At 72.2% G+C, this 19,069-nt stretch carries 18 protein-coding genes, 1 tRNA gene and 1 pseudogene; 5 read left to right on the top strand and 15 right to left on the bottom strand.

All coding sequences use genetic code 11. The features are described 5' to 3' along the window. Positions 1-75: 75 nt before the first annotated feature. Positions 76-1,542 (top strand): 8-oxoguanine deaminase, encoded by a 1,467-nt coding sequence (locus AEQ27_RS06910; protein WP_369813604.1) that lies wholly within the window; start codon positions 76-78, stop codon positions 1,540-1,542. A gap of 245 nt (positions 1,543-1,787) precedes the next feature. Here AEQ27_RS06910 and AEQ27_RS06905 read toward each other — a convergent pair. From AEQ27_RS06905 to rplU, 10 genes and pseudogenes are all read right to left on the bottom strand, one after another. Beyond that, positions 1,788-1,863, bottom strand: a tRNA-Ala gene (locus AEQ27_RS06905). 372 nt (positions 1,864-2,235) lie between these two features. Further along, positions 2,236-2,649 (bottom strand): ribosome silencing factor, encoded by a 414-nt coding sequence (rsfS, locus tag AEQ27_RS06900; protein WP_054145983.1) that lies wholly within the window; start codon positions 2,647-2,649, stop codon positions 2,236-2,238. A gap of 62 nt (positions 2,650-2,711) precedes the next feature. Next, a complete protein-coding gene (locus AEQ27_RS06895; RefSeq protein ID WP_054145982.1) occupies positions 2,712-3,926 on the bottom strand; it encodes a hypothetical protein in 1,215 nt (404 codons plus the stop codon). Beyond that, positions 3,923-4,549 (bottom strand): nicotinate-nucleotide adenylyltransferase, encoded by a 627-nt coding sequence (gene nadD / locus AEQ27_RS06890; protein WP_082383319.1) that lies wholly within the window; start codon positions 4,547-4,549, stop codon positions 3,923-3,925. Before nadD ends, AEQ27_RS06895 begins: the two co-directional genes overlap by 4 nt. 17 nt (positions 4,550-4,566) lie before the next feature. Next, entirely contained in the window at positions 4,567-4,788 is a 222-nt protein-coding gene (locus tag AEQ27_RS06885) for a hypothetical protein (protein WP_043597092.1), read from the bottom strand. A 38-nt stretch (positions 4,789-4,826) separates the two neighbouring features. Next, complete coding sequence (locus AEQ27_RS06880) at positions 4,827-6,095, bottom strand: glutamate-5-semialdehyde dehydrogenase (RefSeq protein ID WP_054145981.1); 1,269 nt, start codon at positions 6,093-6,095, stop codon at positions 4,827-4,829. A 146-nt stretch (positions 6,096-6,241) separates the two neighbouring features. After that, a pseudogene (gene proB / locus AEQ27_RS06875) lies at positions 6,242-7,027 on the bottom strand (glutamate 5-kinase); the annotation flags it as partial. Continuing rightward, positions 7,024-8,574 carry a GTPase ObgE gene (gene obgE, locus AEQ27_RS06870; RefSeq protein ID WP_054145980.1) on the bottom strand — a complete coding sequence of 517 codons (1,551 nt, stop codon included), beginning with the start codon at positions 8,572-8,574 and terminating at the stop codon, positions 7,024-7,026. The gene obgE and the pseudogene proB, both read right to left, overlap by 4 nt. Positions 8,575-8,718: 144 nt before the next feature. Next, the gene (gene rpmA, locus AEQ27_RS06865) at positions 8,719-8,985 is read right to left on the bottom strand and encodes a 50S ribosomal protein L27 (RefSeq protein WP_054145979.1); all 267 of its coding nucleotides are present in this window, start codon (positions 8,983-8,985) and stop codon (positions 8,719-8,721) included. A gap of 18 nt (positions 8,986-9,003) precedes the next feature. After that, on the bottom strand, positions 9,004-9,312 hold the full coding sequence (gene rplU / locus AEQ27_RS06860) for a 50S ribosomal protein L21 (RefSeq protein ID WP_054145978.1): 309 nt from the start codon (positions 9,310-9,312) through the stop codon (positions 9,004-9,006). A gap of 177 nt (positions 9,313-9,489) precedes the next feature. Here rplU and AEQ27_RS06855 point away from each other — a divergent pair, with 177 nt between their 5' ends. Beyond that, positions 9,490-9,765 carry a DUF4031 domain-containing protein gene (locus tag AEQ27_RS06855; RefSeq protein ID WP_369813603.1) on the top strand — a complete coding sequence of 92 codons (276 nt, stop codon included), beginning with the start codon at positions 9,490-9,492 and terminating at the stop codon, positions 9,763-9,765. Between the two features lie 36 nt (positions 9,766-9,801). On the opposite strand, the gene AEQ27_RS06850 is transcribed toward AEQ27_RS06855, so the two are convergent. From AEQ27_RS06850 to AEQ27_RS06830, 5 genes are read right to left on the bottom strand one after another with little or no spacing between them, the layout of a single operon-like run. Further along, entirely contained in the window at positions 9,802-11,262 is a 1,461-nt protein-coding gene (locus AEQ27_RS06850; protein WP_152970222.1) for a hypothetical protein, read from the bottom strand. Further along, entirely contained in the window at positions 11,243-12,127 is an 885-nt protein-coding gene (locus AEQ27_RS06845) for a TIGR03943 family protein (protein WP_082383317.1), read from the bottom strand. The genes AEQ27_RS06850 and AEQ27_RS06845 overlap by 20 nt, the downstream gene beginning before the upstream one ends. After that, the gene (locus tag AEQ27_RS06840) at positions 12,117-13,169 is read right to left on the bottom strand and encodes a permease (RefSeq protein WP_054145975.1); all 1,053 of its coding nucleotides are present in this window, start codon (positions 13,167-13,169) and stop codon (positions 12,117-12,119) included. Before AEQ27_RS06840 ends, AEQ27_RS06845 begins: the two co-directional genes overlap by 11 nt. Then, the gene (locus tag AEQ27_RS06835) at positions 13,166-13,972 is read right to left on the bottom strand and encodes a hypothetical protein (protein ID WP_054145974.1); all 807 of its coding nucleotides are present in this window, start codon (positions 13,970-13,972) and stop codon (positions 13,166-13,168) included. Before AEQ27_RS06835 ends, AEQ27_RS06840 begins: the two co-directional genes overlap by 4 nt. Positions 13,973-13,990: 18 nt before the next feature. Further along, complete coding sequence (locus AEQ27_RS06830) at positions 13,991-16,846, bottom strand: Rne/Rng family ribonuclease (RefSeq protein ID WP_369813602.1); 2,856 nt, start codon at positions 16,844-16,846, stop codon at positions 13,991-13,993. 196 nt (positions 16,847-17,042) lie between these two features. Between AEQ27_RS06830 and AEQ27_RS06825 the strand changes: the two genes are divergently transcribed. The 3 genes from AEQ27_RS06825 to AEQ27_RS06815 all read left to right on the top strand — a co-directional run bounded on the left by AEQ27_RS06825 (position 17,043) and on the right by AEQ27_RS06815 (position 19,012). After that, the gene (locus tag AEQ27_RS06825; RefSeq protein WP_054145972.1) at positions 17,043-17,225 is read left to right on the top strand and encodes a hypothetical protein; all 183 of its coding nucleotides are present in this window, start codon (positions 17,043-17,045) and stop codon (positions 17,223-17,225) included. Between the two features lie 106 nt (positions 17,226-17,331). Further along, the gene (locus AEQ27_RS06820; RefSeq protein WP_235451006.1) at positions 17,332-17,961 is read left to right on the top strand and encodes a vitamin K epoxide reductase family protein; all 630 of its coding nucleotides are present in this window, start codon (positions 17,332-17,334) and stop codon (positions 17,959-17,961) included. 127 nt (positions 17,962-18,088) lie between these two features. Continuing rightward, a complete protein-coding gene (locus AEQ27_RS06815) occupies positions 18,089-19,012 on the top strand; it encodes a thioredoxin domain-containing protein (RefSeq protein ID WP_054145971.1) in 924 nt (307 codons plus the stop codon). The last annotated feature ends 57 nt before the right edge of the window (positions 19,013-19,069 follow it).

The following is a 19,069-nucleotide window of genomic DNA, read 5'->3' as shown; positions in this document are numbered from 1 at the left end:
GCGCGCGCTGAGCCCGGTCGCGTGCCCGGGGGCGTCGGCGGAGCCGAAGGCGCGGCCCGCGGCCGAGACCGCGGCGTGGCTGGCGGGGTGCCGCCCCCCGCCTCCGCCTCCGCCTCGGCGGCGCCGACCCGGCGGCTCGTCGTCGAGAACGCCCACGTCGCGACGGTCGACGACCACGACACCGAGCACGCCGGCGGGCACGTCGTCGTCGACGGGTCACGCATCGTCGCGGTCGGGCCCGGGCCCGCCCCCGCGTGGTGCACGGCCGGGCTCGCCGCACCCGGGTCGGTCCTCGGTTCGGCAGCGCCGGCTGCAGCGCCGATCCCGGTCGAGCGCGTCGACGGCCGGGGTCACCTGCTGACCCCCGGCCTGGTGAACACGCACCACCACCTCTACCAGTGGCTGACCCGCGGCATCGCGCAGGACTCGATCCTGTTCGCCTGGCTCGTCGCGCTCTCCCCGCCCGGGGCGCGCCTCGACGGGCCGCTCGTCGAGGCCGGGGCCGCCGCCGCGATCGCCGTGCTGGCGCGGTCGGGCTGCACGACCGTCGGCGACCACCACTACGTCTTCCCGGCCGGTGCCGGCGACCTCCTGGGCGGCATCGTCCGGGCGGCCGCCACGGTCGGCGTCCGCCTGCACGCCACGCGCGGCTCGATGGACCTCGGTCGGTCGCAGGGCGGCCTGCCCCCGGACTTCGCCGTCGAGACGACGGACGCCGCGCTGCGTGCCAGTCAGGAGGCGGTGGCCCGGTTCCACGATCCGTCCGGTGACGCGCGGGCCCAGATCGCGATCGCGCCCTGCTCGCCGTTCTCGGTCCCCCCCGACCTGCTGCGCGAGGCCGCCGTGCTCGGACGACAGCTCGGCGTCCGGCTGCACACCCACGGCTCGGAGACCGTCGAGGAGGACGCCTTCTGCCTCGAGCGCCTCGGCCGCACGCCCACCCAGTACCTCGAGGACCTCGGCTGGCTCGGCGACGACGTCTGGATGGCCCACTGCGTCCACCTCGACGACCACGCGATCGGACGGTTCGCCGCGACGGGGACGGGTGTGGCGCACTGCCCCTCGTCGAACGGTCGTCTCGCCGCGGGCATCGCCCCGATCGCCTCCCTGCTGCGCGCGGGGGCCCCCGTGGGGCTCGGGGTCGACGGTGCCGCGTCGAACGAGTCCGGGCAGCTCGGCACCGAGTTCCGGCAGGCGGTGCTGTTCGGGCGCCTGCGCTCGGGCGCGGACGCGTTCTCGGTCCGGCAGGGCCTTCGCCTGGCGACGATGGGCGGCGCCCGCGTGCTCGGTCGGGACGCCGACCTCGGCTCGATCGAGGTCGGCAAGCTCGCCGTCCCCGCCCTCGGGCGCGTCGGCGGGGTGGCGTTCGCGGGCATCGCCGATCCGGTGGCCGCCCGCGGGCGGGCCGGGAGGCCGCCGCGGGCCCGCCTCTGGGTCGGGGGCGACCCGGTCGTGAGGGACGGCGAGCTCGTGCACGCGGACCAGGGTCTGCTCGCCGAGGGCGCGGCCCGGGCGTCGGCGGACCTGCGCGCCCGCGTCTGACGCGACCCGCGCCTCCTGGGCCGCTGCGTCTCCTGCGCCCGTCGGCGCGGGGCCAGGCCGGGGCATGCGCCCGTCGGCGTCAGCGCACGGCGGGGCCGACCCGCCCCGCCCGCCACGCCGTAAACACTCCGCCACGACATCTCGTGGCGGAGTGTTTACTTCGTGGCGGCGTCGGCACCGTCGCCCTCGAAGAGACGGCCCGACAACGACGAAAGCCCCTCGCGAGGAGGGGCTTTCGGTGGTTCTGGTGGATCTGAGGGGACTCGAACCCCTGACCCCCTGCATGCCATGCAGGTGCGCTACCAGCTGCGCCACAGACCCAGAACTGTCGCTCTTGTGAGGTTTTCACCCCGTCGGAAGCAACTCGTCTACATTACTACACTTTTCGGGGCCGCAAGTTCACCCCCTCCCGGGTCGACCGGTATGCGTCCTGGCTTGACCGACGTGCATCCCCCCGGCGCTGGTCGCCCCGCCACACGACGTCGTGGTGGCGCGTGGACGGACTCGGACCGGTCACGACGCCAGGATGTGGTCACGGCACCAGGCGAAAACCTGGCGCAGTGTCCGTCTCCTGGCGTGGTGCCCACCACCTGGCGGATGCCCCGGGCGATGCCAGATGCCGCTCACCTCGAGAGGTGAGCGGCATGTCGTGACGTCTCGCCGACGCGGCGAAACGGAGGAGGCGCGGGCCGACTAAGCCTCGGCCGGTGCGTCGACGGCGACCTCAGTCGGCGTCGTGGCTGACTCGGTCAGCACGTCGAGCGGGATCGTCGGGCAGTCGCTCCAGAGGCGCTCGAGCGCGTAGTACTGACGGTCCTCGTCGTGGAAGACGTGCGCGACGACGTCACCGAAGTCGAGCAGGACCCAACGGCCCTCGGCACGACCCTCGCGGCGGAGCGTCTTGACGCCGGCCTCGAGCATCTTGTCCTCGATCTCGCCGGCGATGGCGACCACGTTGCGTTCGCTGCGGCCCGTGGCCAGCAGGAACACGTCGGTCAGGGGCAGGGGGCCGGACACGTCGAGGGCGACGAGGTCGTCGGCCTGCTTGTCGGCGGCCGCGCGTGCGGCGATCTGCAGCAGCTCGATGGCACGAGGGGTGGCTGTCACGTGTTCCTTAGGGGGTGGGTGGTGATGCGGGCCGACCGGGGTCGGTTCGGGTGGGTCGGGCCTCAGCCCAGCACCCCGGTGGCGAAGCCACCGATGATCAAGCCGATGATACCGAGGCCCACGACGCCGCCCGAGATGCCGAGGATCAGCGGCAGGTGGTTGCCCTTGGGCTGCGACGCGGCCAGCACGACGGCCCGGGTGGACGTGTGTGTGCTGATGGCCCGGCTGGCACGCACGGGTTCGGCGTCGCTCGACGCCTGCTCGGCATCGCCCTGCTCGAGGATGCGGTCCATGTCGGAGTTGTCGATCCGGGCCTGCGAACCGGTCGACGCCAGGCTGCGCGGCAGGTCGATCGAGCCGGTGATGATGATCTCGCCGGTCGCGTTGAGGGCCCCGGTCACGTCGGCGACCTGCGCGTCGGTGAGGATCAGGGCGTTCTGCTGACCCGTGCTGGTGCCGAGCTGACGGCCGGGGACGGACTGCGCGTCGGGTTCGTCGGACTGGGTCGACCAGTGACCGAGCGGCACGACCGGCGCCGCGTCGGACGGCTCGTCCCGCTGCTCGGGCGCCGAAGCGGCACCGGACGGGCGCGGCGTCGTCGACGCCCCGGAGCGGGACGGGGCAGGAGGCGCGCTCGGCGAGCCCTGTCCGCTGCGGCCCTGCTCGTCGGACAACGCGAACGGGAAGACCGTGGGCGTCGACGTCGGCGTGGGGGTCGAGGACACCGGAGGGACCGTGGGGGCCGCACCCGTGCGGCGGGGCCCGGGGGCGGCGGCCGACGAGTCGTCGTCATCGTCCGACGCAGCGGACGGCACGGGCGCCGAGGCCGGGCGGACCGCTGCCGGAGCCGGAACGGCCGCGCCGGGCGAGGAGACCGGACGGTCGGCGGCGGGAGCGATCTCGTCGACCGTGTTGAGCGCGTCGGCCAGCGGACGACGGGGTTCGGGGGCCGGGGCCTGCAGAGGCACGGGAGAGGCGTCGCGGGTCTGGCTGGCGTCGCGCAGGGCACGCATCTGTCGGCGGGTCAGACCGGTGCCGGGGTCGACGACCGAACCCGGTGCGGGGGGCGGGACGTCGCGCAGCGCAGCGGACGAGGGCACCGGCGTCGGCAGCGCCACGTCGCCCGTCGAGCCTGCGGCAGCGCGCGGGGCGGGCGTGGAGGTCGAAGCGGGCACCACGGGCACAGCGCCGGTGATGGCTTGACCGCCCTCGCGGGCTCGCTCGAGGTCGCGGATCTGTCGCCGGGTGAGGGGCGGCTGACCGTCGGACGTGCTCATGAAACGCTCCGATACAGATGGTGCTTGGAGATGTACTGGACGACGCCGTCGGGGACCAAGTACCACACCGGAAAGTCTCGACCCACCCGGGCGCGGCAATCGGTCGATGAGATGGCCAGTGCGGGGACTTCGAGCAAGCTTACGTCGCTCTCGGGCAAACCGCTAACGCTGAGGTCGTGCCCCGGACGCGAGACGGCGACGAAGTGGGCGAGGTCCCAGAGCTCTTGGACGTCTTTCCAGTCGAGGATCTGGGCCACGGCGTCGGCACCGGTGATGAAGAAGAGCTCGGCCGTCGGACGCAGGCGACGGATGTCGCGCAGGGTGTCGATCGTGTAGGTCGGCCCCTCGCGGTCGACGTCCACGCGACTGACCGTGAAGGTCGGGTTCGACGCCGTGGCGATGACCGTCATCAGGTAGCGGTGCTCGGCCTCGCTGACCTCGGGTTTCATCCACGGTTGGCCGGTCGGCACGAAGACGACCTCGTCGAGGTGGAACGACTGCGCGACCTCGCTGGCCGCGACCAGGTGTCCGTGGTGGATCGGGTCGAAGGTGCCGCCCATGATGCCGACGCGGGGTCGCCTGACGCCCTCGCCGTCGGGCACGGTGGCGCCCGTCACGACCATCTCGGTGGCCTCGGCGGTCAGTGCTTCTCGGGGTGACCGAACTCGTCGATCGGACCGTCGTGGTGGTCGAGCTTGTTCGCTTTGCGCAGCGAACGGTTGGCGACGTCGCGGTAGCTGAAGACCACGTAGCCGAGGACGAGGAACGCGATGGCGAAGACGCCGGCGATGACCGGGGCCGGAGCGATCAGCGGTGCGAGTTCTTCGTGGGCTTCGGCGAGCAGCAGCGAGGCGTCGAGCATGGGTTCTCCCGTTCAGGCGGTGACGATCGTCGGTCAGTCTACCCGCGCACCTGGCCCTGGCCCCGCACGACCCATTTGGTGCTCGTGAGTTCGGCGAGCCCCATCGGTCCTCGGGCGTGGAGCTTCTGGGTCGAGATGCCGACCTCGGCCCCGAAGCCGAACTCTCCGCCGTCGGTGAAGCGGGTCGAGGCGTTGACCATGACGACCGCGCTGTCGACCTCGGCGAGGAACCGCTCGGCGGTCGCCAGGTCGGCGGTCACGATCGACTCGGTGTGGTGGGTCGACCACCGGGCGATGTGGGCCATGGCCTCGTCGACGTCGTCCACGACCCGGACCGCGAGGTCGAGGCCCATGTACTCGGACGCCCAGTCGTCGTCGGTCGCCGGAACCCCGTCGGGGAAGACCTCGAGCGTCCGCTCGTCGCCGTGGATCGTCACCCCGGAGGCGCGCAGGGCACCCAGCACCGGGGGCAGCAGGCGGTCCGCCGCCTCGCGGTGGACGAGCAGCGTCTCGAGCGCGTTGCACACGCTCGGCCGCTGCACCTTGGCGTTCTGCACGATGTCGACGGCCCAGCCCTCGTCGGCGCTGGCGTCGAGGAAGACGTGGACGACCCCGGCGCCGGTCTCGATGACCGGCACCGTCGACTCGCGGACGACGGTGTCGATCAGCTCAGCACTGCCCCGGGGGATCAGCACGTCGACCAGCCCGCGGGCCCGCATCAGCTCGGCGGCCCCGTCGCGGCCGAACTCGTCGATGGTGACGACGGCGTCGGCGGGCAGTCCCACCTCGGCCAGGGCTTCGCGCATGACCTCGACCAGCACGCGGTTGGACTGCTGCGCCGCACTGCCGCCGCGCAGGACGGCCGCGTTGCCGCTCTTCAGGGCGAGCGCCGCGATGTCGACCGTCACGTTGGGCCGGGCCTCGTAGATCGCGCCCACCACGCCGAACGGCACGCGGACCTGGTCGAGGCGCAGCCCGTTCGGCAGCACCTTGCCCCGCACCGACTCACCGACCGGGTCGACGAGCGAGGCCACCAGCTCGGTGGCCGACGCGAGCCCGGCCAGTCGACCGGAGTCGAGCCGCAGGCGGTCCTGGAGCGGCGCACCGACGCCGTTCTCGCGCGCGTTCGCCAGGTCGAGCTCGTTGGCCGCGACGATGCGGTCGACGTTCGCGACCAGGGCGGCGGCGGCGGCCCGCAGCCCCGCGTCCTTGCGGTCGGCCGTCGCGGTGGCGAGCACGCGCGAGGCGGCCTTGGCGGCGGTCAGCTTGTCGGTGCGCGACGGGGCCGGGGCATCGATGAGCGACATGCACGAAGCCTATGCGCCGCTCCCCCGTCCCGCGCGGCCGCCGACGGTCGCCGCCGGTCGCCCCGCCGCCACCCGGGCGGGGGGGGCCGGGCGGGGGGCTCGCCGTGGGCCCCGGCGCCCCCCGCCGCGGGTCCCGACCCCGCGGCTCCCGCCGCCTCGAAGAAGGTGCCGACCTGCTCGCCCGCGAGGGCCCGGGCGACGTTGCCGGTGCTCGTCACGAGGACGGGTGTGCCGGCCTCGGCCGCGAACCGGGCGGCCGCGACCTTCGTGCCCGCGCCTCCGGTCCCGACGCCGGCCGCGCCGGCCTCGCCGAAGGTGACCCCGGCGAGCTCGTCCCCGAACGGCACGTCGACGATCGCGACGGCGCCGGGTTCGTGCGGCGGCCGGGTGTACAGGGCGTCGACGTCGCTGAGCAGCACGAGCGCGTCTGCACCGATCAGCTGCGACACCAGCGCCGCGAGCCGATCGTTGTCACCGAAGCGGATCTCGTGGGTGGCGACGGTGTCGTTCTCGTTGACGATCGGTAGGATACGCAGCTCCAGCAGGCGCTCCATGGCGCGCTGGGCGTTGCTGCGGTGCGTCGGGTTCTGCATGTCGCCGGCGGTCAACAGCACCTGCCCGGCCACGATGCCGTAGCGGCGCAGACTCTGCTGGTACCGGTAGATGAGGACGTTCTGCCCCACGGCGGCGGCCGCCTGCTGGGTCGCGAGGTCGGTCGGACGGGAGTCGACCCGCAGGTGCGGCAGGCCTGTGGCGATGGCCCCGGACGAGACGAGCACGACCTGGGCACCTCGACCGTACGTCGCGGCGAGGGCGTCGACCAGCGGCTCGATCTGGCCCGCGTTCTCACCGCTGATCGACGACGAGCCGACCTTGACCACGATGCGACGGGCCGTGCCGAGGCCGGCGCGGTCGACGACGCCCCCGGTCACGCCCGCTCGTCGCCGTCGACGTCGTCGCCCTCTTTCACGAGGAACCCCTCGTCGTCGGTCCACAGGCCGGCGGCACGTTCACGCTGCAGCTCGGCGCGGGCCTCGGCCTTGGCGTCCATGCGCTCGAAGTACTCTTCGCGACGCTGGTTGCGGGTCGGGCGGTCGTTCTGGATCAGGCGCGGGTCGGTGCCGCGGGCGCTCGTCATCAGCTCGGCCGTCGAGGTGAGGGTGGGCTCCCAGTCGAAGACGATGCCGCCCTCGGGGCCGATGACGACCGTCGAACCGGCCTGCGCCCCGGCCTTGAACAGGGCGTCCTCGACGCCGATGGCGTTGAGCCGGTCGGCGAGATAGCCCACCGCCTCTTCGTTGTTGAAGTCGGTCTGCACGACCCAGCGCTCGGGCTTCTGGCCCAGGATGCGGTACACGTTGCCGTAGGTGCCGCCCTCGACCCTGATGACGAAGGGCTTCTCGTTGACGGCGCGGGGACGCATGACGATGCGAGGAGGCGCGGGGCGCGCCGCGATCTCGGCCCGGCTGGCCTCGACGACCTCGGCCAGGGCGAAGGACAGGTTGCGCAAGCCCTCGTGGCTCACGGCGGAGATCTCGAAGACGCGGTAGCCGCGGGCCTCGAGCTCGGGCGTGACGAAGTCCGCCAACTCGCGACCGTCGGGCACGTCGACCTTGTTGAGCGCGATCAGCTGCGGGCGGTCGAGCAGCGGTTTCTGGCCGTCGGGGACGGGATAGGCCTCGAGTTCGCGCAGGATGACGTCGAGGTCGGTCAGCGGGTCGCGGCCCGGGTCGAGGGTCGCGCAGTCGAGGACGTGCAGCAGCGCCGAGCAGCGCTCGACGTGGCGCAGGAACTCGAGCCCGAGCCCCTTGCCCTCGCTGGCACCCTCGATCAGCCCGGGGACGTCGGCGACCGTGTAGCGCGTGTCACCCGACTCGACGACGCCGAGGTTGGGGTGCAGCGTCGTGAAGGGGTAGTCGGCGATCTTCGGCTTCGCGGCCGACAGGGCGGCGACGAGGCTCGACTTGCCGGCCGACGGGTAGCCCACCAGGGCGATGTCGGCGACGACCTTCAGTTCGAGCAGCACGTCCCCGGCCCAGCCGGGGGTGCCCAGCAGGGCGAAGCCGGGGGCCTTGCGCTTGGTCGACGAGAGGGCCGCGTTGCCCAGCCCGCCGATGCCGCCCTCGGCGGCGACGTAGCGCATGCCGGGCTCGACCATGTCGATCAGCTCGGTGCCGTCGGCGGACTTGACGACCGTGCCCACGGGGACGACGAGCTCGAGGGTCTCGCCGTTCGTGCCGGCGCGGTGGTCACCCATGCCGAAGCCGCCGTTGTCGCTGGACCGGTGCGGGGCCCGGTGGAACCCGAGCAGCGTCGTGACGCCGCTGTCGCTGACGATGACGACGTCGCCGCCGTGACCGCCGTTGCCCCCGTCGGGGCCTGCCAGCGGTTTGAACTTCTCGCGCTTGACGGACACGCAGCCGTTGCCGCCGTTGCCGGCGCGGAGGTGGAGGGTCACTTGGTCGACGAATGTGGCCATGAGGTGCTTGATCTCTTTGTCTGTGCGTGCCGGTGCGAGCTGCCCGGGTCAAACACGTCTGGGGCGAGCAGGATGCTCGCCCCAGACGGTGCGACCCGCGAAGGGCCGCCGATGCGGGTCGTGTGCCGACGCCGCGTGGTGGTGCTAGACCGTCGCCGTCGTGGAGGCGACGATGTGGACGACCTTTCGGCCGCCCTTGGCGCCGAACTCGACCGAACCGGGAGCGAGGGCGAAGAGGGTGTCGTCGCCGCCGCGGCCGACGTTGACGCCGGGGTGGAAGTGGGTGCCGCGCTGGCGGACGATGATCTCGCCGGCGAGGACGACCTGGCCGCCGAAGCGCTTCACGCCGAGGCGCTGTGCGTTCGAGTCACGACCGTTGCGGGTGGACGATGCGCCCTTTTTGTGTGCCATGTGTTCTCAGCCCCTGGTTCAGTTGATCGAGGTGATCTTGACGCGGGTCAGGTCGGCACGGAAGCCCATGCGACGCTTGTAACCGGTCTTGTTCTTGTAGTTCTGGATGACGATCTTCGGACCGCGCAGGTCGTTCAGCACCTCGGCGGTCACGGTGATGTTAGCCAGGGCGTCGGCGGCCGAGGTGACCGTGTCACCGTCGACGTGCAGCACGGCGGGAAGGGTGATGGCGTCGCCTTCGGCGGCCTTGAGGCGGTCGAGGGTGACGATCGTGCCGACCTCGACCTTCTCCTGCCGACCACCGGCGCGCACGACTGCGTAGACCATGTCTGTTCCTTAAGAGTTGGGGGTGTCCGGCACGACGCGGCCTCGAGCCTGCGCGCACCAACCGCCCATCGTACAGGGGGCCGCTGGGGCCGTCAACGCGTCCTCCGGCCGGACCCGCGCCTCCTCCGCTCGGGGACTCGCGCGCCCGTGCGCGGGTCGACGACTAGCATCCAGGGCGTGATCCTGATCGACGAGGCCGTGTGGCCCGCCCACGACACCCTGTGGGCACACCTGGTGAGCGACGCCTCTTACGACGAGTTGCACGCCTTCGCCGCCCGTCACGGGATTCCCCGCCGCGGGTTCGACCACGACCACTACGACGTGCCCGAGTCCCGCCGGGCCGAGTTGATCGCCGGGGGCGCCGTCGCCGTGACGGGCCTCGACCTCGCCCGCCGTCTCGAGCGCAGCGGGCTGCGGGTGTCCCAGCGGGTCAAGCGCGGTCTCACGGCCTGAGTCCCCGTCCACCCGGGCGACCGCGCCCCTGCGCGGTCACCACGTCGTGTCGAAGCCCTCGTAGCTGGCCACGACCGCGCCCGAGGCGATGTCGACGATGGTGGTCGTGACGCCGTCGGCGACGGGGTCGATCGTGTACGAGTAGTCCGTCGGTGTCGTCGCGTCCCCGACCGACTGGACCGCCAGGTACTGCCCGTTCGGAGAGACGTCGAAGCCCTCGATCACACCGGACGCGCTCGGGGGCTGCCAGAGCGTCCGCGACGTGGTGCCGTCGTCGGCGACGACGAGCGTGCGGTACGTGAGCCCGTCGTCGGACGGCACCGACACCTGCTGCACGACGTGGTCGGAGTCGAGGGCCACCAGGGGTCCTGCGAACGGGAGGACCCCGTCGACCGGCGCGGGCGCGCGCGGGCGCTCGTCCCCCGTGGCGAGGTCGACGACCATGGACGCGATGGCCGACGCGGCGATCAGCGTCGTGCCGTCGAGCGAGACGCCCTGCAACAGCGAGTACGTGCCGACCGGGCGGACCGGGTCGACTCCCGAGAGGTCGATCACGCTCACCGAGTCGTCGACGGCCTGGACGACGACGTCGTCCTCGCCCGGGACGAAGGCCCAGTCGGTCGGTTCGACTGGCTGCCCGGACAGGCCGAGGACCGGGGTCACCGCCCGCTCCCCCTGCAGCGGCAGCGTGTAGAGGGTCTCGACGTCCGAACCCGTCGGACGGAACGAGAACGCCAGCGTCGTCGTGGCGCGATCGGCCGCGAAACGCGTGATCAGGCCCGGCTGGCCGGGCACGGGAAGGGTCTCGACCGCGGCCCCGTCGAGCGACACGAGGCTGAGGCTGCTCTGCGTCCCGTCGTCCGTGACGACGGCCATCGCGGAGTCGAACACCTCGTAGGCCTGGATGCGCGGTGCCGACCAGACGGTCGTGCGATCGGAGCCCCGCAGCCCGGCTCGTTCTATGCGGTCGTCGGCCCCACCCGTGCCTCGCACGAGCCGGTACAGCGTCGCCGGGGGCGTGCTGAACCGCGCCTCCAGGGTCGAGGTCTGTCGCTGGTAGACGCTCGAGACCCCGCCGATGCGGACGTGGTAGTCGGTGGCGTAGGCGAGCCGGTCGGTGAAGGTCACCGCGACCACGTCGCCCGACGTCTGCACCGTGAACGCGGTCGCGGGCGTCACGACCACCTGCGAGGGGTCGACGTGGGCGAGCGCCTGGTTGGCGAACACCCGCAGTTGTTGGCCCGGGCGTTCGACGACAGCCGTCGTGTCGACCTGCGTCTCGCCCGCCTTCGGACCCTGGAAGTAGGTCAGCCCGACGAACGCGGAACAGACGACCGCGAGCACGGCGACGACGGCGATCCAGCGCGTGCGCCAGCGGGAGGCGGCCTCACGGGCGTCCTGCTCGGTGAGGAACACGGGGTCGGAGGCGAACGGGTCGGGCGTGGCCCCTCCCGTCGCGCCCTTGCCCCGCCCGCCCTCAGTAGAGGTACGGGTCACTGGGCTGTCCCACGGTCGTGACCTCGTCGGGCACGAGGGCGACGGGGTCCTGGCTCGAGCTGCTGCGGTTGGTGTCGAAGCCACCCGTGACCTCGACCCAGTCGTCGGCGGCGACCTGGTCCTGCCACCCGGGCAGGTAGCCCGGCACGCCGACGGGCTGGGCGTCGACCGCGCAGCACGTGATGACGAAGCGCGAGACGTAGAACACGTCGTCGGGGGCGGTGTCGGACGGCGTGACGAAGCCGACGACGTCGGCGGTCTTGCCCTCGTAGAAGGCGAGGTCGGTCGTCTGCCTCAGCAGGCCGGCCCAGTCGAGGACGCTGAACGACCGGTAGGCGTCCGAGGAGGCGCCGGTCGCGTCGGCCACGGTCGTGCGGTCGAGCGACGCGGTCGACGAGTTCACGTCGCGCTGGCCGGCCGTGGCGCTGGTGAGGGTGGCCGGGGGCAGGGCGACGACAGCGATCGCGATGGCGGCGGTGACGGCGACGCCCGCCGAGAAGGCGAGGCGGCGGGCACCCGTGGCGACCGGCCGGCATCGGCGCGGGCGGAGGCCGTCCTCGACCGCGGGCGCCTCGGCCGCGTCGAGACGCCCGTCGTGGTCGTGGCCGGGACCGTGGTCGTGGTCGTGGTCGTGGTGCGAGTCGTCGCCACGGACGGGCGAGAACGCCAGCGTGGCCAGTGACAACGCCATGCCGATGAGGATCATCACGACCGTGAAGACGTCGTACCGCGGGTGGATGTACAGCACGAGCTGGCCGGTCGCGGCGAGCCAGAGGGTCGCGACGCCGACGACGAGCGTCAGCAGCACCCCCTGCCACCGGTCGAGCAGTCGGCGCCAGGGGCGGGGAGCAGGGCTAGGCGACATAGTTGACCACCAGTCCGATCGCGGCGCTGGTCAGGGCCACCACGAGGGTGACCTGCCCGAGCACCTTGGGTGTGTAGGTCGTCCGCAGCAGGGCCAGCATCTTGACGTCGATGATGGGGCCGAAGACGAGGAAGGCGGCGATGCCGCCGGGCATGAAGGTCGAGGCGAACGGCAGCACGAAGAACGCGTCGACGTTCGAGCAGATCGAGATGACGAAGGCCAGCACCATCATCGCCAGCACCGACCAGACCGGGTTGCTGCCGAGCGTCACGAGCACCGACCGCGGCACGATCGTCTGGATCGCGCCGGCGATGGCCGCCCCGATGAAGAGCGCCGGCATCATCGTCGACATCTCGCGGCGGAACAGGTCGACGCTCTTCGCCGTGCGACCCCGCCCGTGCGCGTGGCCGTCGTCGACCCGGCACTCGGCCGCGAACGAGGAGGTGAGCAGGCTCTGCTGGTTGGGGTGCTTGCTGAACAGCCAGCCGATCAGGTTCGCGATGACGAACCCGCCGATCAACCGGGCCACGAGGATGCCGTTGTCCCACCCGAACGCCTGGTGCGTGGTGATGATCGTGATCGGGTTGAGGATCGGCGCCGCGAGCAGGAAGGTCATGGACTCCGAGACCGTGAAGCCCTTGAGCACGAGCCCGCGCGCCAACGGCACGTTGCCGCACTCGCAGACCGGCAGGAACATGCCGAGGAACGAGATGACCGCCCGACGGGGCAACCCCCTCTTCGGCAGCCAGGACGAGAAGAACGCCTGCGGCAGCCACTCTTGCACGATGATCGACAGGACGATGCCGAGCAGGACGAACGGCATGGACTCGACGATGACGCTGATGGTCAGCGTGACGAAGTCCTGCAGCGCGTTGGGCAGCAGACCGGGGCCGAGCAGGGGGGAGGCAACGCGGACCGCCACGAGCACGGCGAGCACGAGCCCACCGGCCACGAGCAGGGGGACGCGAGACGGCGCCCGGCGCGCACGACGACCCGTGCCGTGCCCGGCGTGCTCGGTGCGCTCCTGGACGGGTGCGCTCACCGGTCGTCCTCGCCCGGACCGGCGGGGGGCGCGAAGCGCGACCAGTCGTCCGGTGCGGGGGCCGGGTGCGCCGGGACGACGGGACGCTCGGGCGGGACCACGGGGGCCGACGGCCCCGCCGCGACGACGGTCGGGACACGGGTGAGCCGATCGTCCGCCACGGCAGGAGGCGCGGTGTCGTCGTCGGCGTCGGTCGCGTCGTCGTCCGCCTCGGCCTCGACGACCCGGGGCGCGGGCTCGACCGCCCAGACCTCGTCACCGTCGCCGCCGCCCAGCCACAGTCGGGCGAGCACGGCGCCGGCGACGAGCAGGGCCGTGTCGACGATGCCGGCCGACAGCGGGATGGTCGTCAGGTAGAGGGCGAGGTTCACCCAGGTGCCGCCGTCGATCGAGAGCACGATGCCCGGGACGATTCCGAGGACCGCCAGCGCGATCGTCCCGACGCCGCCCGCGACGACCGCGTGGCGGACCACCGTCCGGAGGTCGGACCGCGGCGTCAGCGGCCGGACGGCGACGAGCACGACGAACGAGGCGACGTAGAACGGGAACGGGTAGAGCACGAAGCTGCCGAGGAACTGCCCGACCGGTGTCGCGACGAACCCGCTGGGGAACGCCGTCACCGAGAAGCCGACCGCCGACCCGACGAGTGCGACGAGCCCGAGGGCGAAGCGGGCCACCAGGACGACGACGAGGGCCGTGCCCGCCACGAGCAGACGTTCGCGCCCCTCGGGCCCCGAGGCCGAGACGGACGCAGCCCGGAACCTCGACCTGACGGTCGGGGTTCCGGGCTGGGTCAGAGGCACGAAGTCACCCTAGACGACTCACAGATCGTCGGAGCTGACCCCCACGCCCAGGATGAACGGACCGGACTCGCCGGACGTCGTCGGCTCGGCCGGAGCCGCCGCGGTCGTGCCCTGGCTGGAGGCGCGGCGCGAGCGCGAACGCCCCTGTCCGGGCTGCTTCGGCTCGGGCAACGCACCCAGCACCGAGTCGAGCAGCTGCTCGGCGTCCTGGCTGCTGATGCGACGCGGCTCGCGGCGCGTGGGCGCCACGGGGATGTCGAGGATGGCGACCGTGGCGTCCGGGGGCGAGACCGGGGCCGACGGGCGGCGACGCTCCGTGGCCTTCGCGACCGGCGCCTCCGTGGGTTCGTCGACGGGGGCGGCCTCGGCGGCGACCGGGGCCGACCGCTCGGCCGGGGCCGCCGCGGGTACCTCGATGACGCCGGCGCTCGAGTCGGTGGTCGTCGAGTCGGTGGTCGTCGACTCAGCGGGTGCCGACTCGGCGCGTGCCGACTCGTCGGTGGCCTCGCCCGCCTCGCGGGCGGCTCGGGACGAACCCCGGCGACCCTTGCGTCCCGAACGACCGCGTCGGCCGTCGTCCGCGCTGTCACCGGCGGCCTCGGCTGCCGGCCCGGCCTTCGCGGCACCCGCCGCGGCGGCGTCGGTGGCCGCCTCGACGGCCGCCGCGGCCCGGCTGGCTGCGTCGTCGTCCTTGATCCCGCCTTCTTCGGCGTGGGCGTTGGTGCTGGCGGCGATGCGCGAGAGGGCGTTCTTCCCGTCGTCGGTGATGGCGTGGGCGCCGGTCGGGGGGTTCGAGCCGCCGTTCGGCGACGCGGGGCCGCCGCGACCGGACTGCGGCCCGGTGCCGGCGCCCGCACCCGTGTTGTGGCCGTTGCCGCCCGACTTGCCGGAGCCACCGGCCTGGCCGCCCCGTCGGCGATCGCCCTGCTGGCCGCCCTTGCGGGGCTGTTGCTCCTGGACGCGCGCGGCGCTGCCGGCCTCGGAGAACGACTCCGCCAGGCCGAGGCCCAGCTTCTTGCGCGTCATCTGGACGAGCCCGAGCGACGTGACCTCGGCGACCTGGTGCTTGGTGCGGTCGCGGCTGAGGCACTCGACCAGGCGACGCAGCACGAGGTCGCGGTTGGACTCGAGCACCATGTCGATGAAGTCGACGACGATGATGCCGCCGATGTCGCGCAGGCGCAGCTGACGGACGATCTCTTCGGCGGCTTCGAGGTTGTTCTTGGTGACCGTCTCTTCGAGGTTGCCGCCCGAGCCGACGAACTTGCCGGTGTTGACGTCGACGACGGTCATCGCCTCGGTGCGGTCGATGACGAGCGAACCGCCCGAGGGCAGCCAGACCTTGCGGTCGAGCGCCTTCTCGATCTGCTCGTTGAGGCGGTACTCGTCGAAGGCGTCCTTGTCGCCCTCGTACCGCTTGACGCGGTCCATGAGGTCGGGGGCCACGGCCGACAGGTAGGACTGCAGCGTCTCGAACGCCTCGTCGCCGTCGATGACCATCTCGTGGAAGTCCTCGTTGAAGACGTCGCGCACGATCTTGATCAGCAGGTCGGGCTCGGAGTGCAGCTGGTTCGGGGCGTTGCCCGCCGCGACCTTCTTCTCGATGTCGGCCCACTGGTTCGTGAGGCGCTTGACGTCGAGGGTCAGCTGCTCTTCGGTCGCGCCCTCGGCCGCCGTGCGCACGATGACGCCCGTGTTCTCGGGCAGGGCCTCTTTGAGGATCTTCTTGAGACGCGCACGCTCGGTGTCGGGCAGCTTGCGGCTGATGCCGTTCATCGAGCCGTTGGGCACGTAGACGAGGTAGCGGCCCGGCAGCGAGATCTGGCTCGTGAGACGAGCGCCCTTGTGGCCGACGGGGTCCTTCGTGACCTGGACGAGCACGCGGTCGCCGGGCTTCAGGGCCAGCTCGATGCGACGGGGCTGGTTGCCCGTCGACAGGGAGTCCCAGTCGACCTCGCCCGAGTAGAGGACGGCGTTGCGCCCACGTCCGATGTCGACGAAGGCGGCTTCCATGCTGGGCAGCACGTTCTGCACGCGACCGAGGTAGACGTTCCCGATGAGCGAGACGTTCTGCGCCTTGGCGACGTAGTGCTCGGCCAGGGTGCCGTCTTCCATCACGCCGATCTCGATGCGGTCGCCCGACGAGCGGACGATCATCTTGCGGTCGACGCTCTCGCGACGGGCGAGGAACTCGGCCTCGGTGATGACGGTGCGGCGGCGCCCGGCGTCGCGTCCGTCGCGGCGACGCTGCTTCTTCGCCTCGAGACGCGTCGAGCCCTTGATGCGCTGCGGCTCGGTGATGAGCTCCGCCTGGCGGGGGGCACGGTCGCGGTCGCGACCACGGGTCTCGGAGTCGCGCTCTTCGCGGTCCTGCGAGCGGCCCCGCTGACGGCGGCGCGAGGCGGGCTGCTGCTCGCGGTCGTCGCGCTCGTCACGGTCGTCGTCGCCTTCGCGGTCGTCGTCCCACGAGTCGTCGCGGTCGTACCGGTCGTCGCGGTCGTCGCGCTGTCGTCGCCCGGGGCGTGCCGGCAGGACGGTGATCTCGGGTGCGTGGAAGATCAGCGACGTGGTCGTCAGGTTCGCCGGGATCGGCGAGGCCGATGCCCCGTCGGTCGACGCGTCGTCGGCCTGGGCCGGCTGCGTCGCCGCGGCGACGAACGCCTCGGCGACGGCGTCGGTGGTGATCTGCTCGGAGGTCGGGGCCTGGGCCGCGACCTGCTCGTCGGTGGTCTCGGTCTCGTGGGTCACGGGTGATGCCTCCTGGGCGTCGTCTGTCGTCCGGACGGGTGAAGGGAGTGCTGGCTGCTGCGCGGCCGGGGTCGGCGCCGAGGCGGCGTCGACCGCCGCCTGGCGAGCCCTGAGGCCTGCGAACAATCCCCTTCTCTTCTTCGGACGTCCGTCGTTGTCTGTGTTGTCGTTCACCACTTGCGGTGCGCTCCTCGCCCCGCCGAGGCCATGCCGTCGGCAGGAATTCTCGTGTCGTGGTCGGACGGTGACGTCGCACCTGCCCCTGACCACCGCGCCCTCTCACGGCGCGCCTTGTCGGACACGTCACGTTCGGTCACCCGGGGTGTCGACCGACCTGCGGTCGTCGCCCTCGATGTCGTTCGTCGACGTGCTGTTCTTCGTGTCGCCTTGCTGGTTCGGAACTGGCCATCCGACGATGAGCGCCTGCGCTCTGGCCCGGTTTCGGGTCGGCCTGGTCGAGAACGCGATCTCTCGCGCCACGACGACGGCCGGCAGTGCCCGGTAAGCCTGGATCTCGGGACCTGGGCCCCACGACTGGCTCGATTATCGCACGCCCACGCCGGTGCGGGGTCAAAGCGGGCGCCCCGACGGCCCGTGCGATACTGCTGGGCGTGACCGTCGAGACGCCTCGGGCCGTGACCCTGCCCACCGGCCGCACCCCGTTCGTGGCCGCCGCGCTGCTGATCGTCGCCGGCCTCGGCGGCCTGGTGGGGGCCTTCGCCCTCACCCTCGACAAGTTCCGGCTGCTCGAGAACCCGGGCGCGGCGCTCGGCTGCGACGTCAACCCGTTCGTGGGCTGCTCGCCGGTCATCAACAGCTGGCAAGCCTCGCTCTTCGGGTTCCCCAACCCGATCCTCGGCCTGATCGGCTTCGCCGCCCCCGTGGCGGTGGGCCTCGGCCTCCTCGCCGGCGCCCGCTTCGCCCGCTGGTTCTGGCTCGCGTTCAACCTCGGGCTGCTGCTCGCCTGGGTCTTCGTCACCTGGCTCTTCACGCAGACGGTGTTCGTCATCGGCGCGCTCTGCCCGTGGTGCATGCTCGTCTGGCTCTTCACCATCCCGCTGTTCTGGGTGTTCACGGTGTGGGGCGCGGCTCGGGGCGTCACCGTCCCCGAGGGGCCGCTCCAGCGGGCGGCGGCACGGTTCCTCCCCTACTCGTGGGTGCTGCCGGTGCTCAACTACATCGTCGTCGCCACGACCATCGTCGTCGTGTTCCCGCTGCTGCTGCCGACGCTGTTCGGGTGACCCGCGCCTCCTCTCGTCCCCGGCGCGGTCGCGCCGACACCGTGCGTCGCACTCAGGGTGCTCCCAGCAGAATCCAGGACGGCCTCGCCAGTCTGGTCCGACGACCCCCGAGCCACGACGAGGACTGATGACGCCACCCACCGACTCCCCCGCCAGCAAGAAGGAACGCCGAGAGGCGGCCCGCGAGAAGGCCCGCATCACCCGTGAGGCCGAGGCCCGACGGCGCCGACGCAACAAGTGGCTCCTGCAGGGCGGCCTGGTCGTCGGCGTGGTGGCCGTCCTCGCGATCGTCGCCCTCGTCATCACACAGTCGATCAAGCCCGCCGGTCCCGGCCCCGCGAACATGGCGAGCGACGGCCTCGTGCTCGAAGGCTCGAACGGGGCGGTCACCGCCGTCCCGAGCGGCGCCCTCGCGGCCGACGCGACACCGACCCCGGCCCCGAGCGCCTCCGGTGACGTGCCGTCGATCGTGGTCTACCTCGACTACATGTGCCCGTTCTGCGGCCAGTTCGACACGACGAACGCCCAGCAGCTCGACGAGGCCGTGTCGAGCGGAGCCGCGACGCTGGCGATCCACCCCATCGGGTTCCTCGACAACGCCTCGCAGGGCAGCCGGTACTCGACCCGGGCCGCCAACGCCTTCGCCTGCGTCGCCAACTACGAGCCCGACAAGGCGCTCGACGTCAACACGGCCCTGTTCGCGCAGCAGCCCGAGGAGAACACCCGGGGCCTGACGAACGACGAGCTCGTCACCCTGGTGCAGGGCGCCGGGGCGACCGACGACCAGATCCCCTCGTGCATCAAGGGCGGTGACTTCGAGGACTGGGTCGCCTCGGCCACCCAGCGGGCGCTGAACGACCCGATCCCGAACTCGTCGCTCGACAAGCTCGCGAGCACCCCGCTCGTCCTGGTCAACGGCCAGCAGTACCAGGGCTCGCTGACCGATGCCAGCACCTTCGCCCAGTTCGTCGCCGAGGTGCAGAACGGCGCCTCGACCGACGACACCAGCACGGGTGAGACCGAGGGCTCGACGGCGACGCCGACCCCCTGACGACGCGAGCCGTCGACACGACCGAGCCCGCGCCTCCTGAGTCGATCAGGAGGCGCG

It is taken from the genome of Frigoribacterium sp. RIT-PI-h, from assembly GCF_001297205.1.
Classification (GTDB): Bacteria; Actinomycetota; Actinomycetes; order Actinomycetales; family Microbacteriaceae; genus Frigoribacterium.
This window is presented reverse-complemented; position numbering and strand designations above follow the sequence as displayed.